This window comes from Companilactobacillus musae (assembly GCF_003967595.1).
Taxonomy (GTDB): Bacteria; Bacillota; Bacilli; order Lactobacillales; family Lactobacillaceae; genus Companilactobacillus; species Companilactobacillus musae.
The window spans coordinates 255210-271470 of sequence record NZ_BIFW01000001.1; the positions used below are offsets into that span (position 1 = coordinate 255210).

At 32.8% G+C, this 16261-nt stretch carries 13 protein-coding genes; 7 read left to right on the forward strand and 6 right to left on the reverse strand.

Annotation, left to right across the window (positions count from 1 at the left end; genetic code table 11):
* Positions 1–424: 424 nt before the first annotated feature.
* Positions 425–1807, reverse strand: coding sequence for an MFS transporter (locus LAB100_RS01270; protein WP_119326326.1), 1383 nt, complete (start codon positions 1805–1807; stop codon positions 425–427).
* Between the two features lie 318 nt (positions 1808–2125).
* Here LAB100_RS01270 and LAB100_RS01275 point away from each other — a divergent pair, with 318 nt between their 5' ends.
* Together LAB100_RS01275 and LAB100_RS11500 are read left to right on the forward strand one after the other, a co-directional pair.
* Positions 2126–2752: a TetR/AcrR family transcriptional regulator gene (locus LAB100_RS01275; RefSeq protein WP_119326325.1), complete on the forward strand. Its 627-nt coding sequence runs from the start codon at positions 2126–2128 to the stop codon at positions 2750–2752.
* Between the two features lie 215 nt (positions 2753–2967).
* Positions 2968–3126, forward strand: coding sequence for a hypothetical protein (locus tag LAB100_RS11500; protein ID WP_162894192.1), 159 nt, complete (start codon positions 2968–2970; stop codon positions 3124–3126).
* Here the strand turns inward: LAB100_RS11500 and LAB100_RS01280 are convergent.
* On the reverse strand, positions 3106–3543 hold the full coding sequence (locus LAB100_RS01280) for a CPBP family intramembrane glutamic endopeptidase (protein ID WP_281273969.1): 438 nt from the start codon (positions 3541–3543) through the stop codon (positions 3106–3108). The two genes, LAB100_RS11500 and LAB100_RS01280, sit on opposite strands and share 21 nt — an antisense overlap.
* An 875-nt stretch (positions 3544–4418) precedes the next feature.
* On the opposite strand from LAB100_RS01280, the gene LAB100_RS01285 reads away from it, so the two are divergent.
* On the forward strand, positions 4419–6014 hold the full coding sequence (locus LAB100_RS01285; protein ID WP_126322013.1) for a hypothetical protein: 1596 nt from the start codon (positions 4419–4421) through the stop codon (positions 6012–6014).
* A gap of 100 nt (positions 6015–6114) precedes the next feature.
* A complete protein-coding gene (locus LAB100_RS01290; RefSeq protein WP_119326322.1) occupies positions 6115–7383 on the forward strand; it encodes a bifunctional helix-turn-helix transcriptional regulator/GNAT family N-acetyltransferase in 1269 nt (422 codons plus the stop codon).
* A 70-nt stretch (positions 7384–7453) separates the two neighbouring features.
* Here LAB100_RS01290 and LAB100_RS01295 read toward each other — a convergent pair whose 3' ends face one another.
* The 3 genes from LAB100_RS01295 to LAB100_RS01305 form a co-directional block, all read right to left on the reverse strand.
* The gene (locus tag LAB100_RS01295; RefSeq protein WP_119326321.1) at positions 7454–8209 is read right to left on the reverse strand and encodes an SDR family NAD(P)-dependent oxidoreductase; all 756 of its coding nucleotides are present in this window, start codon (positions 8207–8209) and stop codon (positions 7454–7456) included.
* Between the two features lie 62 nt (positions 8210–8271).
* Positions 8272–9474: an MFS transporter gene (locus LAB100_RS01300; RefSeq protein ID WP_119326320.1), complete on the reverse strand. Its 1203-nt coding sequence runs from the start codon at positions 9472–9474 to the stop codon at positions 8272–8274.
* Between the two features lie 38 nt (positions 9475–9512).
* Entirely contained in the window at positions 9513–10007 is a 495-nt protein-coding gene (locus tag LAB100_RS01305; RefSeq protein WP_119326319.1) for a YbhB/YbcL family Raf kinase inhibitor-like protein, read from the reverse strand.
* A gap of 156 nt (positions 10008–10163) precedes the next feature.
* Between LAB100_RS01305 and LAB100_RS01310 the strand changes: the two genes are divergently transcribed.
* Together LAB100_RS01310 and LAB100_RS01315 are read left to right on the forward strand one after the other, a co-directional pair.
* Entirely contained in the window at positions 10164–11072 is a 909-nt protein-coding gene (locus LAB100_RS01310; protein WP_119326318.1) for a LysR family transcriptional regulator, read from the forward strand.
* Between the two features lie 91 nt (positions 11073–11163).
* Entirely contained in the window at positions 11164–12546 is a 1383-nt protein-coding gene (locus LAB100_RS01315; RefSeq protein ID WP_119326317.1) for a hypothetical protein, read from the forward strand.
* Positions 12547–12596: 50 nt separating this feature from the next.
* On the opposite strand, the gene LAB100_RS01320 is transcribed toward LAB100_RS01315, so the two are convergent.
* Positions 12597–15317, reverse strand: coding sequence for an HAD-IC family P-type ATPase (locus tag LAB100_RS01320; RefSeq protein ID WP_119326316.1), 2721 nt, complete (start codon positions 15315–15317; stop codon positions 12597–12599).
* 201 nt (positions 15318–15518) lie between these two features.
* Between LAB100_RS01320 and LAB100_RS01325 the strand changes: the two genes are divergently transcribed.
* Complete coding sequence (locus tag LAB100_RS01325) at positions 15519–16202, forward strand: YjjG family noncanonical pyrimidine nucleotidase (protein WP_119326315.1); 684 nt, start codon at positions 15519–15521, stop codon at positions 16200–16202.
* Positions 16203–16261 lie beyond the last annotated feature (59 nt).

The following is a 16261-nucleotide window of genomic DNA, read 5'->3' on the forward strand; positions in this document are numbered from 1 at the left end:
TATTTAAAAAGAGTCCTATTCTTGTTATTTTACTAATTTTAGCTATTCTGCTTTTTTCCATCTATCTGTATGTATCCTATCTGTTCTTTAATTGATTAAATAAAAGAAAAAATAAAAACACCTCAATCAACATATTATGATCGGGGTGTTTTTCGATTACTAGTGCAATAAAACTCTGATGAAGTCTGTGAATAGTAAAAATTAATGTAATACATAAAAATAACCATAAAATGCGCGCAAACAACATATTTAGATTATAAAAAATCGAAAGTTTGCTACTAACCCTAGAATTTCTATATTTATGTGATGAGGAACATATATTAACAAAATTGTATTCTGAATTGTTATTTAAACCTATGCTTCGACAAATCAAGAATTATATGTTCTCTTTCACATATCTAGCACATATTATCATTATGATATATTATTTCTTTACTAAATACTTCTTTTTTGTAGGAAATGAAAACATTATTGGTAATAATACTATCAAAACTGGAATCCACATATTATATATCGATAGATATGCATGATTAAGTTTAGTTAGATCTATAATTCTTAAAGCCTTTATATTTGAACTCATCATTGATAAAAATACGGATACACCTAAAACCGAACCTATTTGTCTCACCACGCTAATGACACTTTGTGACGATGTAAGTAATGATCCACTGAAATTAGAAGCGGCCAATACATTTATTGGACCTGCAATTATACCAAATCCAATACCTAGTATAAGCAATGCTACAGAAAGCCAAGAAGAACTCGCTGCTCCGTTCATTACAATCAAAATGTAAGCCAACAATATACTAATCATACCAACAAGAACTAATAATCTTGGTCCTAATTTATTGATGACCAGGCTGCCTAATCCTCCGAATGCAAATACAGTTAAAGACATTGGTAATAAAATTAATGCTGCTTCCAACTCTGTTTTGTGATCTACATTTGTTAAAAAACTTGGAATAACAACCACGACTCCTATATAAAAAAATTGTGCTAGTAAAGCGACAATTGCAGATGCGGAGAAATCCTTAACTTTAAATAAACTTAGATTTATCATCGGATGTCTCACAGTTCTTTCTACAAATATGAAAAGACTTATTAAAACAATACTAAGTAGAAAACACATAACAGTTTTAAAATTTTGAATTCCCCAATCTTTCAGTTTAATCAAACCAAGTGTTAGAAAAAATAAACTCAGCATTGAGATAAGACTACCTACCCAATCGATTTTTTCTTTTAATTTTATGTCATTGTTAAAGTTCAAAGAAATACCGGATAAAAATATTCCAATAAGAACAATCGGAATATTCATTAAAAAGATCCAATGCCAGCCAAAAAAATCAGTGATGACCCCTCCTAATGTTGGTCCTATTGCAGCAGCCCCTCCTTGGGTCAATCCTAAAATAGCAACTATTTTAAAGCGATTCTTTATATTCCAAGTAGATAAACCTATGGCATTACCCAGTGGAAGTAAGATTGAAGCTCCCAAACTAGAAAAGATTCGTCCGATTATCAGATATACAAATGTGGTAGCAAAACCTGAAGATAAACTGCCTAGTCCAAATAGAACCAATCCAACAATATAGGTTTTGTTCTTTCCAAAAATATCACCAAATTTGCTTAAAGGGATTGTACATGTAGCGAATATAATCGTATAGATATTTAAGGCCCAAGAAAGCTGATTGTAATCAACTTCAATTCCTCTTTGTATGGCTGGTAATGCTATATTCATAATCGTAGTATCGAGCATAACAAGAAATATTCCTAAGGCCATTGCTATTGTTATGCTTATTTTTTTATTCAAAATCATTCCTCCATGGTAAATTTCAGTAATAGTTCTTTTGTTTACGAGCTATTACTCATATTAAATATTTTTAAAGTACAAAAATATTACTAAATATGTTGATTTTCTATGGTCCAGAATAATTTAAGATAGTAATCTTCATATATCACCTCATATATGAGCAAAAGCTCATCTTTTAAACAAGAATATCAAAAGATGAGCTTGAGAATGGCATTTTGCAAATAATATTAATTAGAATAATTCGCATAAACACGAGCTTGAGCTCATATTTATGTGATATACTAAATTATTACAAAAAAATATAAATGAAGTGAAAAAATGGATAAAAGAAAAGATACTAGAACCCCTGTTCAAAAAAGAGGTAAAGATAAGAAGAGTCGAATTCTTTTGACAGCAAAGAAACTATTCATAGAAAAAAATTATTTTGAGGTTTCAACGAATGAAATTGCAAAAAAAACTGGAGTCTCAATAGGAACACTCTACTCATATTTTTCTAGCAAAGATGATATTCTAGCTGAACTCTTGAATGATTATAATAATTATTTTTTGTCTGTTTTAAAGAAAATAAACAATCAAGAATCCTTTCAGGCGTTTAAAACCGATACTAAATCTTGGCTATCTTATTTAATAGATCAGTTAACTGACGCGGAAGATAAAGAGTTTCACTTACAGATTGAAATGTTATCTTTTGACGTGCCTAAGGTATTCGATCTGCGGAAAAAACATAATGACCAAATTATGGATTTAATCTATGAGTATTTTTTATACTATGCGAATAACACGTCTGTTCATGAAATTAGACTTTTATCTATTATTATTTTTGATTATATATCTGCCTTAGTTGATGAGTTACTATATAATAAACGTTCATCTTCTGAAAAAGATGACATAAAGAAGTACGGAATTGATAGCATTCATACTATTATCAAAACGCATTTGAATTAGTGTAGAATTTATACACTCCACAAAATCGATTAAATAATAGAGTTTACAACTAGTGAGGCCCTAATTACTGAATAATCAGATTGCAGTACGCATTTATATTTGTTCTTTTATTTTATTTGATCTGAAAAAGTAAGATAATATAGTTATTAATAAATAACTTAATGACCTTTTTAAAATGCGTTATTGAAGTTATTTAAAAACATGGAGGATTCTATATGACTATACTCTTAGGCATAGGATTAATGATTTTAGCAATTTTTGCTATTGCTGGTAATATTAGTAATTCAAAACAGTTTGGCAGAAAAATTATGTCAAACAGATTAATCATTTATATTTTAATATTAGTTGGCGGATTAGTTCTTATCATTCTCTAGGACTGGTATTAGAATGATAAGACCAATGAATAAATAAAATAGCATAACAGGAATTGAGCTTTGAAATGAAACATTAATATCATGAGGAGCACCATGCAAAAGTGTGAGTAAAAAATCAATTTCAAAATGACATATCATTGGATATAACAAATTACCCGTTCTGAGAAAGATACTGGCAAAGACGAAACCCATGGTTATAGCTATACAGACTTGTACTATCGTAAAGGATAAATTTTGCGATGCTAAGTTAAGAAAATGTTCCATTCCGAACAGAATACTAGATATGATAACTGGCGGTAAAATACGAGCAAATCTATTATCAAAGTTAGCAAACAGACGTAATAGTGTTACTAGAACTATTCCCCTCATGAGATATTCTTCTGTTGTACAAGCAACTAATCCGATTGTTAAAGCCACAAAGAAATTTTTAATATGTAGAAAACCTGCAATAAATGTAATGATTATTAAAATTGAAATGATCTGTCGTTGTTCCCGTTTCAGCTTAAAAGAAAAAGGAATTTTTTGTTTCGTCAATTCAAAATTTAGGATAAACAATAGAATTAAAAAAAAATCTTGCCTAGAACTAAGAATATCAAGTCATTGGTTTTGCCAATGAAGCTAAAAAAGATACCTAGAAATAATTCAAAGCAAATTTCAACGAGTATTACCAAAAAAAGATTTTTTATTAGTTTTTTACTATTCATTAGTTTATTCTCCAAATTTTCACTTATAAGCGGATTATATATTTAAGAGTTAAAATGAAGCAATAAAATAATGAGAGTTTTTCGATTGAATTTACTAAAATTTTTAGAAATATATTTAGAAATATATATAGAAAAAAGATTTGGATAATATAAATGTCTAAGTCTTTTTTTATATCAAATAAGGCACCTTTTTTTGCTTTTTTAAGAAGAAAATTTCTGTATACTTAATCCAATTATATAATCACTTAATTGGAGGAAACTTAAACTTTGAATCAACATCGTAAAAAAAGAAGCTACCTATATTTGATAGTTTCTCTCTTTGCCCTACTCTTTTTTGCATTTCCCCAATCTCATGGTACTGTGCAAGCGGATGAACCCTCAAGGATACCATCAGCTGCTCCGGAGGGGTCTTTTTTTCGTTGGAAAACTAGTGGTTTTAAAACTCAGCCTAAGGAACTATATAACGTTAAACGGGGCTCTAGAGTAGACATTAAGACTAAATTTGTTAAAAAAAGTAGTATTCTTCCTTGGCGGGGAGAAGCTAAGTATAAATGGTATCAGAGCACGGATCAGATTAAATGGACTGAAATGAGTAATAAGAACTCGGCTGACTTGAGCTTTGAAACAGATAAAAATGACAGAACTCACGATTTTTACTATCAAGCCGTAGTTAATTATCGTAAAGTAAATTATTATTCTAAAATTGCCCATGTCCATATTACTGATAAAGAAAAACCTGCCAGTTCATTACATCTTACGGCTGATATTGACTACCTTTATAGTATTGATACTAAAGGTTTATTTGATAATTTGGCTTATGTTGACGCAAATCTTGATCCGGTCGATTCCACTGGGGACATTCAATGGACTCTAGGTGAATTTAAAGGAGCAGATGTCGAACCTGTCAGAGAAAATGAATTGGCAACAATTAATTCAGAAGGATTAGTAACTGCTAAAGAAAATGCTGAAGGAGAACTTTTAGTTACTGGTTATGTTGTTTACAATGATGGCTCTGTAATTTATGACCAAGAAAATATCAGTATTGGTGGTGGTCTTAAGGATGTGGTAAGTCACGTTAATCAAAATGCTACCTTTAACATTCAGACTGGGAACATTAAAACACGTGGAGATCAGTTAGATGACGTCAAAATACAGTGGCATCAAATTAAGCACGGTAAAGACACATTAGTTAATAACAATAATTCTGATCCATTATCATTGACTACGCATAAACTAGATGAAACAGACAACGAAAATCAATATTATGCAGTAATCACTTTGGATAGGCTCTCTTTTTCAACCAAAAAAGCCAAATTAACGGTTAAACCTCAACTAGAACCAACTGTTCATGTGGATAGCTGGTTAAAGAACAATGATTATATTGATGCTCTTGATTCCGACTTAAATTTGCACAATGTTGCTAGCAATGATTCAATCAAATATACTTTGACAATGAAAAATGGCGGACTTAAGGATTTAGTAAAATCATCTTTAAATTTTAATTTAAATCAGTATCTTCAAATCGATACTATTACCCTAGACAATAGTGCTGTTAGTTATACGTCAAAGAATCTTACTGGTACACTTCAGGAAATATCTATTCCCATCACCACCCTATCCCATGATGCTGAACACGTAGTAGAAGTTACCCTAAAAGCAGCTGGCATTAATAAGAATAACAGTTACTCAATCCAACCAGTATTGTCAGGCTATTATGACGATATGAAACAGGAATACGAAAGTGATGGTCAAGTTGCTACATTAAACTTTACCGATAATAGTATTAAGGCAAAATTTAGAGCAATTAATTTTGAACCAATTATGGCTTATGAAAAAAATATAATTAAGTATCGTACTGATGAATCCACCACCCCTAATCCCATTGTTAACATCAATGATCATCGTCGAGAAAAGAATCCAGTAAAATTATTTGTTAAGCAGTGCCACCCTTTTGTTAATGATCAAGGTGAAACATTAGATGCTGGATTGGAATTTTTTGATCAAGAATCTACCCCAATCGCTGTAGGACAATCAGTCCCAATTGCACAGATTGAAAAGAACCAAACAGTGAAATCTATATACTGGGATAAACATCAAGGATTATTGCTGCGTCTTAATGCTGCTCCTTTAAAAGCAGCCGAGTACAACACTACGTTGCAGTGGAGTTTTCAAAATTCAATTTAAAATTTTACACTAAGCAATTACATTTTAGTTTCATAAATCAACAGTTGAAAATATCAACTAATAACTTTATAATACTACCCATAAAGGGTGGTATTTTTTTATGGATAAAAATATTGAGAAAATCAGAGTCTTTAATCGATTTTATGCTAACTATTTCAATCGTTTTGAGAAAGAGCTTTATCAGGGGTTCCCTTCAATGAACGAAGCTCGAGTTATGGCCTTTTTACACTTCCATCAATCTAGTACGGCTACCGATATTCAAGATGAACTGGGCTTTGATAAGGGACAGCTGAGTAAGATGTTGACGAAATTGGAGAAAAAAGGTATTTTGAAACGTACTCTCAATCACGAGGACAGACGACATTATCTCTTGGATTTAACCAATTCTGGTGAAGAGTTGCATAAAAAGCTTGCTAACAAAGCGAGAACTTATTTAAAGAATTCTTTTAAAGATTACAATCCCTCTATTTTAAAAATTATTGCTGATGACGTATCTGAAACACAGGCGCTTTTTCAACAAACAGAAGATATTAAGATTCGTCGTGGTAATATGACTGACTTGGGTTTTATTGCCGATTTACATAGTCGAATTTATTCTACCGAAATACCGTTCAATCCAATTTTTCATAAGTACGTCTTACAAGCTTTAGCCAAATTAACAGATGACATATCAAAAGGTTTTATTTGGATTGCTCAGTTAGATAATCGAAGAGTTGGAACAGTTTCTCTAGTACAAGATACAACCGGAAAATATCAGTTACGTTGGTTCGCGGTTGATCCTGACTATCAAGGTTTGGGGATTGGAACCAAATTGCTGAATTCCTTAATGGACCAAGTTAAATTGGATAGTATTGATGAAGTCTATCTTTGGACAGTTGATGAGCTCACAGGTGCACGGAATTTATACAGAAAGTTCAAATTTGATTTGAGTGAATCGAAAATAAATAACGATTGGTCCGATCACCCTATTTCCGATCACCCTATTCATGAAGAAAAATGGTTATATCGGAAGGAAAATGAAATCATGGCCGATGAAAAGACAGAATTAATGCGTTTAATCGATACCGCTTATAATAATGTTCAAAATAATAAATATAAAAACTTTAGAAAAGAGTTATTGAACTATTATACGGCTTTAAACAATGATGAAGATTATATTAAGATAATGCTCGGTTTAAGGTCAGCTCTATTGCAAGCTGATTTAACTTTAAACCTTAAGCAGCGTATTTCAGGGTTGCCAGATGAATATAGTGATATATTTAAATTCATTGACCCACAGTTAAAGAAAATTGATTCAAAAATTATAGATAAGTATTCTCATTATGGATTTGTTCCTCTTAAGTTGGGTAGTACAGTCAAGTATTTCTAAAATGTAAATAAAAAACGTACCTTCACTATTATTGGTGAAAGTACGCTTTTTTATCGCTTAGAAGTTTTTATTAATGAATTGTATAGCCACCATCAACAGAAATGCTTTGTCCAATTATATAGCTGGCAGCATCACTGCATAGGAACAAAACTACTTGAGCTACTTCTTCAGGATGAGCTAATCTGCCAATCGGAATTTCTCTAATAAGATCATCCATTTCAGTTTTCTCAGTTTCATCCATACGATCGACCATTGGTGTATGAATAATACCAGGACAAACAGCATTTATTCTAATTCCATCTTTAGCATATTCCAAAGCACTACTCTTGGTTAATCCTAAAACACCATGTTTAGAAGCATGATAAGCGGTTCTACCAGCGATTCCGACTAATCCCCCCATGGAAGAACAATTTACTATTGCGCCTTTAGAATGTTGCTTGCTCATCTGCTTTAATTCATATTTCATAGATAAGAAAATACCCTTTAAGTTAATATCTAAAACTTTATTATATTCATTTAAAGATAGATCCTCAGTTTTAGTAACGGGACTTTGAATGCCGGCATTATTATAAGCGTAGTCTAGGTGACCAAACTCTTTAACTGTAAAATCAACCATTGCTTTAACGTCAGACTCTTGTGATACGTCACATTCAAAAGAAACTGCTGAATAGCCTTGTTCCGTTAACTTTTGTGCTTCTTTCTTTGGTTCATGTCTTCCAGCTAGCACGACACTAGCCCCTGCTTTAGCAAATAATGTTGCTGCACTCAAGCCAATACCTGTTCTTGCTCCTGTAACAATTACTACTTTATTATCAAAATTATTCATGTTGCTTCCCTTCTTAAATTTTTACTAAAAATCTTATATTCATCTAGTATGTTATGTTAATCCTAACTATTTTTATTCATTTCCTTAGTATTTGAGTGGCTAAAGTACAAGCTTATGATAACGATTAAACCAACAACATTTGCGAATATAATATATCCCAAAGTTATTTGGCTAAAATTAAAAGTGCCACTTAATTTTCCTGCAATAAAACTTGGTATTCCAGCTCCCATATAGGATAGAATATAAATCACTGACAGTAAGCCTGTACTTTTTTCTTTAATAGTTTTGCTCAATAAATTGTTCATCGCGCTTGTATAAGCAATTCCTTGCATAATACTGGCGGCTATAACAACTACGATATAAAAAATGAAATTATGCATGATAATTCCCAATCCCATAGCAATTATAGAAATCATGAATCCTAAGATACCTATCAATTGTCCCCTTCTAGCTGAGAATTTATTAGAAATATTACTACCAATAAAGTTAGGTGCCATGTACGCTACCAAAATAATAGCGGCAACTAAGGGACTGTTTATCTTAAATATATTTTCACTAACAGTTGCACTAAAGGCTTGGAAGTATCCCCCAAAGGCCCAAGTAGCTATAAAACAGCCTGCTGCCGGAATGAGAGTTTGAACTATTCCTTTTGGAAGATCAAGTTTTGGACGTAATGAATTTAAAACTCCATCTTTTAGATTTGTCGTTTCAATACTAGTAAATAATCCTAAGGAGGTAATAACCAGAGCAATTAAAATAATTAAATAAGTTAAGTTTTTAATATTTGGTAGGAATTGCCCAATTATCCCGGATAAAAGTCCGCCTAATGCTAATCCTAATAATACCGCTGAACCAGTGATAGCTGAAACCAGGTTCGAATTCTTATTGATACCACTTTCGATGATTAGAACTGATAAAGTACTTGAGCCTAAACCACAACTAAAACCTTGAACGGCTCGGGCTACTAGTAAAGTTGATCCATTATTAGTGTTCATCAAAAGTATTAATCCTAGTATAGAAAGTATCAATGTTGCAATAGAGACTTTCTTTCGACCGATATAATCGGAAACTCTAGAAAAAACTAACAAGGCAAGGATACATCCAACGAAATAGCAAACGGCTGTCATAGAGATGGTATTTGTTGTAATATTCAATGCTTTTTGCAATCGTGCATAAGTTGGAATAGGACTAGCAGATGCCGAAAATATCAGAATTAGTCCTAATACCGAAAAGATAAAAGTTCGATTTAATTTGTTCTGTTCCATTAAGATCCTCTTTCTGTAATTAATTTTTTTAATATATTTTAGCCTTTTGCTAATAATTTTATTTCTTGATGATCAATGATTTTATTTTTTAGCGAATCTCTAAATTGATTGTAAAAAAATCCATTTTCCAGGTCCATTGATTGATTTAATGCATAAACAGTAAGTGTATATGCGTGTGGTTTATCCGGTGGGACTGGTCCAGCATAATGATTTATCACGTAATCGTCATTTAAGGTATAAAACCGAGAATACCAGGTATTCTTCCCCTGTGGACCAGTAAAATTACGACTAAAATCTTCTGGTATATTGTTTTGAACAGGAATATCTGAAATCAACCAATGAATAAATGGAGCTCCCATTCTTGTAACTGCATCATAATCAATTAAGGTTACAGCTAAATACTTTGTGTTATCAGGTATATTTTCCAAATGAATTGGAAAAGAAACAACTGGCTGATCACTAAGTTTAGTGTCCGAAAACTTGCTATACTCATCAGGTAGAAAACCATTATTCAATTTAACTGTTATTTTCATATTTAAGTTTCTCCTTATATTTAACTTTTTGTTTATTCCGTTATTCTCTTGCTTGCTTACAAATACTAGTATATAAGGATCAATAGATATTTGAAGAATCTAATAATTGATGTACTACTAACTAAAAGTTTATACTAGCCGTGGAGGATAACTATAATGGATATTACACAACTACAAACATTTGTCAGAGTTAGTCAATATGGCAGTTTTACCAAAGCTGGTGAGCAAAGCTTTATTTCAGGAACAGCGGTTATGAAACAGATCAATCGCTTAGAGAGTGAATTGAATCTAACACTTTTCGTACGTAAAGCTACCGGAACTGAACTGACAGTTGAAGGCGAAAGATTTTTACCTTATGTTAAACAGATTCTAAGTTTATTGGATACGGCCGTTGAGGAAACCAGAAAAGCATCCCTTTCAGGACAAAATATTATTACCGTAGGAACTTCAATTTTGCATCCAGCGGAGCCTTTTATGGATATTTGGAAAAAAATAACCACGCAAATGTCAGATTTTCAGGTCCGAATTGTGCAGTTACAAGAAGATATGCAATCAAAAAATCGTGAATACGCTATGTTAGGAAAAAGTTGTGACTTAATAGTAGGAACATTTGACAATGCCACTTTGAAACAATCGTTCAAGGCTCTACCATTGGGCGAATATGATTTTGGTATTGCCGTAAGAAGTGATAATCCTTTGGCAAGGTTAAGTGAAATAACATTCGACGATCTCAAAGGAAAATCTTTACTAAGTGTGCCAATGGGAGTCAGCGACACTAATGACCAACTACGAAAATTAATCAATGACAAGTATTCTCAAATTAAAGTAGTAGAAATCAATGGTCGATATGATATGAACACCTTCAATCAAGCAGTTGAAGAAAATATTCCCCTGATTACAGTTACTCCATGGAAGAGTATCCACCCTAACCTTGTTTCAATACCATTAAAAACTGACGTTCATGTTCCTTACGGTATTTTGACTACAAAACTACCTGGTAGCAATGTTGAAGAGTTCTTGATCAAGATATCTAAATTATTGAAAATAGTACCAACTAAAAGTTAATAGTTGACCAACCCATTGATTCTTCTAATTAGGTTTGAATCACCTATACTTAAAAGTGTTGAAAGAAAATCTAGTTTAGAAGGTATGGCATATGGCATTAAAAGATAGATATTATCGCTTTTTCATTCTTCTGTTGGCTTTATTACAGATAGTAGGAATGATTTTTAATTTTGATTTAACATTTATTACTTTCTTAGTTTCCATTCCTATTTTTGTATTAGGAATCACTCGACTGAGTAATTCATTTAAAGTTGCTACTGTGATCTTCATTATAGCCGGCATTGTTCTACTGTTTACTGGTACTTTTAGTATTTATGCAATTGCAAAGGCAATGACATCAATGATTGATATCGTCGTTCTTTTAGTTGTAATGCAATTGTTTATGTTACCTGTCACCGTAGGAAATTACCAAAAAGCTGTTGAACAATTTATGGAAAATAAATTACATACGCCTAAATCTATTTATATTTTCGTTATGTTAATTACACATTTACTTTCAAGCATTCTCTCAATGGGGACAGTATCTATAGTAATATCTGTTTTGGGGGACAGCATCAAACGAAGAGTCAAGGACTATGAACATTTTTCCGGGACTGCCATCACTAGAGCCTTTACTTTAGGTACTTTATGGGCTCCTGGCGCGGCAACTATCTTTTTAATCAGTACCGTAACCAAAGTTCAGTGGAGTTCATTATTTCTTCCCTGTATTTTATTAGGTATTTTGGGGGTGATATTGGCTTACCTGATGGAGTCAAAAAAGGATTACTTAAAACCTATTAATAAACATATACAAAATAATTTAAAAAAAGAAGTTAAGAATCAATCGCTTATTCATGTTCTATTAGCAATCTTGGGATTATTAATATTGAGTTTTACTTTTATGCATTTTAAAGTTGGTTCTTCTATGGATTCGGTAACATTAGCAGGAATTATTGTTGTAGTATTATGGTTATCGCTATTACTGTTATTTAAGAATAAGATTAGTGTTCAACCAACTACTCCTGCCGTAAAAGAATATTTGAATCGGGGAATTTTTAGTGGAGCTGCATTAGCACCCTTCTTCATTGCTATTGGTACCTTCACATACGGATTTGAACATTCACAGTTAAGTGTAGTGCTGATTAAAACTTTAAGACCAATTTTTGCCCAGTTAGGATGGTATTTGGTTATTCTGATTCCTTTAATTGTTGTGGCCTCTTCCCTTATTGGAATTCATCCCTTAGCTTCAGTAGCATTAGTAGGCAAAATCGTTATGTCAGCTCATATTGCTATGTCCCCACTCCTAATAGCATTAAGTCTTAATATTGGTAGTGTCATTGCCTACATGGTCTCACCATTTGCAAGGATCATTATTATTGTAGCTTCTTTGTTGGATGTTAAACCAACAACAATTTCCTTACATTGGAACTGGTTATTTTGTGTAATGTTTGCCATTTTAGGACTCACTTTTTCAGTTTTGTTCAGTCTAATTTAATCAAAAAAATACACTTCATCTATATTTACTTAATAGATGAAGTGTATTTTTTAATGTATAGTTTTCTTTAAAACTCTAAAACGAATCAGTTTACCTAATTCGGTAATAACGAGAACGATAATTCCAGCCAAGATTGGAATAAACCAGCCATAGTAGAAATTGATGTTGGTAGTTTCAAAGATTGATTGCATAAATGGCAGATAAATAATTCCTAACTGTAGAACAATCAAGATTCCAACAATCAAGAAAGCCATTTTGTTTTGGAAGAAATATTTGGAAACCACAGGATGATCGTTTCGCAAATTAAAGAGGTAAAAGATTTTACCAAAAATAATAATGTTTAAAGCCATCGTACTACCGACGGCAGCCGGTAATCCTTTACTTGTAAGAAAATCAAACGCCCAGATACCTAATCCTGAAATCAATAAGGAAACATATACAATTTCAAAGGTATCTAATTTAGTCAACAAACCTGCTTTAACATTTCTTGGACCACGTGCCATAATACCAGCTTCTGGCGGTTCAAAGATAAAAGCAAATTGAATAGTTAATGCTGATACCATATTGATCCAAAGCAACTGTGCTGGATATAATGGTAATTCTTGTCCAAGCAAAATACTGATAACCACGATCAAGCCTTCTGCAAAACTAGTTGGCAATAAGAAACGAATTGTTTTTCGAATATTGTCAAAGACATGTCGCCCTTCTCTAACCGCTACTGCAATATCAGCAAAGTCATCATCTGCTAAAACCATATTAGCTGATTCTTTAGCCACCTCTGTTCCTTTAATACCCATGGCGACACCAATATCCGCTTGTTTTAATGCTGGAGCATCGTTCACTCCGTCACCAGTCATGGAAACAATATGATCATTAGCTTGCTGAGCACGAACAATTCGTAGTTTATTAGCAGGCGTAGTCCTAGCGAAGACGTTATAGTCGTCAATTCTTTCCTTTAACTCATCATCAGACATAGCGTCAATTTCAGGACCGGTTATTGCTTTGACAACTGAATCTAGATCTAACTTTTTGGCAATAGCTGAAGCCGTTTGGGGATGATCGCCAGTAATCATTTTGACTTTAATGCCGGCCATTCTTAATTCATGGATAGCTGCTCTTGCTTCTTCACGAGGTGGATCAATGATACCGACCATACCAGCTAAGTGTAATTGATTGATTTTTTTCTGTTCGATATCTTCGATGGAATCTTCAACAAACTTATAAGCTAAGGCTACTACTCTTAGCCCGCTGGCAGATAATTCAGTAATTTTTTGATTCCAATAGTCTTGATCTGTATCTGATATTGAAGCTTTGAGAATTGTTGAAGGAGAACCCTTTACCATTAGAACTCGTCGATTGTCGAAATCAACTAAACGTGCCGAATAACGGAAAGCTGAATCAAATGGCAAAGAATCGATCTCGTTTACTTCAGGATCAGATCCAGTTAATTTTCGATAAAGAGTTGTTAAGGCACCGTCAGTTGGTTCACCAGTTAATTCCCAGCGATTGTTTTCAAAATGCAATTGAGCATCTGTCGTTTGACCAGCAATATTGACTAGCCATTGCATAGCTTGATCGTTTTTCCAGTCAAATTTTTGGTTACTAAGTTCTAACTCTCCATTAAAGTCCAATCCACCATCTGCGTCATATCCGACACCGGTAATATCAAATGTGTGATCCGGTGTGACTGCCTTTTTGACGGTCATTTCATTCTTAGTCAAAGTACCAGTTTTATCGGTATTAACAATGTCGACAGCTCCCAATGTTTCAACAGCTGGTAATGATTTAACAATGACCTTTCGCTTAGTCATTTTTCTAGTACCCATAGCTAAAACTACCGAGGTACTAGCAGGAAGTCCTTCAGGCATTGATCCAACTACCATGGTAATAACTGAGATTAGTAACATTGGTAAAGTATATGTATCTAAGAAGTATCCAACGATAAACAATATTACGGCTGTAACAACAATGGCAATTGATAAACCAAAACCTAACGAATTTAAGTTGCGCATTAAAGGTGTTGGCTTCTCTTTAACTGTTTCAACAGAACTTTGAATTTTACCAATTTCTGTATTGCCTGCAGTAGCAACCACGATTCCTAAGCCTGAACCACTAGTAACCGCAGTAGAAGCAAAGGCCATATTCTGACGTTCGGCTAAAGGCAATTTACCAATGGAAATCGGTTCTTCAATTTTTTCAACAGGATTAGTTTCCCCGGTAAGAACGGATTCTTGAATACTCAAGTTATCAGCAGAAATTAATCTTAAGTCAGCCGGTACAGCGTCACCAGCCTCCAAATTAACTAAATCTCCAACCACTAATTCGCGTGCATCCAGTTCTAGTTTTTCACCACCACGGAAAACAAAATTCTTTGAGATTAGCATTTCACGGATTTTTTCTAAAGCATTATTGGCTTGTTGTTCCTGAATATATCCAATAATAGCATTGGCAACAATCACCAAACCGATTACGACCGAATCGGAATAACGGTGCATTAAGAAAGTCATAATTGCTGCTGCAGCCAAAATGTAAATAATACTATTATTGAACTGCTTGATGAATTGAATGATCTTGGAAGTTTTTTTAGCCTTCAACTCATTAAAACCATCTTGTTTTAAACGTTCGTCAGCTGTTTTTGTACTTAAACCATTTTCAAGATCAGTCTTGTATAGGTCCTTTAATTGTTGCTCATCTAATTGCCAAGTTGACTTATTAGAACTCGGGGGAGCTTCTGCTCCATCGGTATTTTGGTACGAATCTTCATCTAACATTTAAAAATCTCCTATTTATATTTATCTGATAAATCTTTATATTTGATCAACTTCAAAAAGACCAATTTTCTCACATCCCTTTATCCGAATGATATATAATAATATATTATCTGATTAATTGAAATATGTAACTATAATAATAGAAATATTTCCTTAATTAAAGTTTGCTAACTTGATAAAAATCGTTTCTAGGAGTTTGATATGAGCTATTCTACCTTATTATTTGATTTAGACCAGACACTACTTGATACTGATAAGAATGCTGAAATGGCGTTAAAGAAACTAACTTTACCGTTTTCTTTCGAATTTACGAATCAGCGTGTTATGATGTGGCATCATACACAACAAGAAATGTGGAAGGAATTAGAACTTGGAAAGTTATCGCGTCAAAAACTAATGGCTACTCGCTTTAAACGTTTTTTTGATCACTATCAAATTAATGTAAATAGCGTGGCCTTAGAACAGCAATTTGAGCAAAAATTCTTTGCTGAACATGAATTAATGCCTTTTGCTAGAGAGATTTTAAAAGAATTGAATCCCCAAAATAATCTAGTAGTTATTTCAAATGGTACTAGACAAAAGCAGGAACGAATTTTAAACGATGCTAAAATCGTTAATTTCTTTGATGATATTTTCTTGGCTGAGGAAGTCGGTTACAGTAAACCTGATCCCAAATTCTTCCAAATTGTAACTCAAAAATTAGATATCGCTGATTCTTCTAAGATGATAGTTATTGGTGATTCATTAACTGCCGATATCAAGGGTGCTAACAATTACAATTTAGATAGTATTTGGTTTAATCCTCATCATTTAATGTCATCTACAATTAAACCGACTTACGAAGTTGATCAGTTAAGTAAAATTTTGAATATTGTCGAGAATTAAAATTCACTAAAAAACATCTATCTGAAATTTCCGATATTACCTAACAATAGGTATACCGG

What these genes read in the sequence shown, in the direction of transcription:
- LAB100_RS01275 (WP_119326325.1), top strand. Translation starts at nt 2,126, where the DNA reads ATGGATAAAAGAAAAGATACTAGAACCCCTGTTCAAAAAAGAGGTAAA.
- LAB100_RS11500 (WP_162894192.1), top strand. Translation starts at nt 2,968, where the DNA reads ATGACTATACTCTTAGGCATAGGATTAATGATTTTAGCAATTTTTGCT.
- LAB100_RS01285 (WP_126322013.1), top strand. Translation starts at nt 4,419, where the DNA reads ATGAGTAATAAGAACTCGGCTGACTTGAGCTTTGAAACAGATAAAAAT.
- LAB100_RS01290 (WP_119326322.1), top strand. Translation starts at nt 6,115, where the DNA reads ATGGATAAAAATATTGAGAAAATCAGAGTCTTTAATCGATTTTATGCT.
- LAB100_RS01295 (WP_119326321.1), bottom strand. Translation starts at nt 8,209, where the DNA reads ATGAATAATTTTGATAATAAAGTAGTAATTGTTACAGGAGCAAGAACA.
- LAB100_RS01300 (WP_119326320.1), bottom strand. Translation starts at nt 9,474, where the DNA reads ATGGAACAGAACAAATTAAATCGAACTTTTATCTTTTCGGTATTAGGA.
- LAB100_RS01305 (WP_119326319.1), bottom strand. Translation starts at nt 10,007, where the DNA reads ATGAAAATAACAGTTAAATTGAATAATGGTTTTCTACCTGATGAGTAT.
- LAB100_RS01310 (WP_119326318.1), top strand. Translation starts at nt 10,164, where the DNA reads ATGGATATTACACAACTACAAACATTTGTCAGAGTTAGTCAATATGGC.
- LAB100_RS01315 (WP_119326317.1), top strand. Translation starts at nt 11,164, where the DNA reads ATGGCATTAAAAGATAGATATTATCGCTTTTTCATTCTTCTGTTGGCT.
- LAB100_RS01320 (WP_119326316.1), bottom strand. Translation starts at nt 15,317, where the DNA reads ATGTTAGATGAAGATTCGTACCAAAATACCGATGGAGCAGAAGCTCCC.
- LAB100_RS01325 (WP_119326315.1), top strand. Translation starts at nt 15,519, where the DNA reads ATGAGCTATTCTACCTTATTATTTGATTTAGACCAGACACTACTTGAT.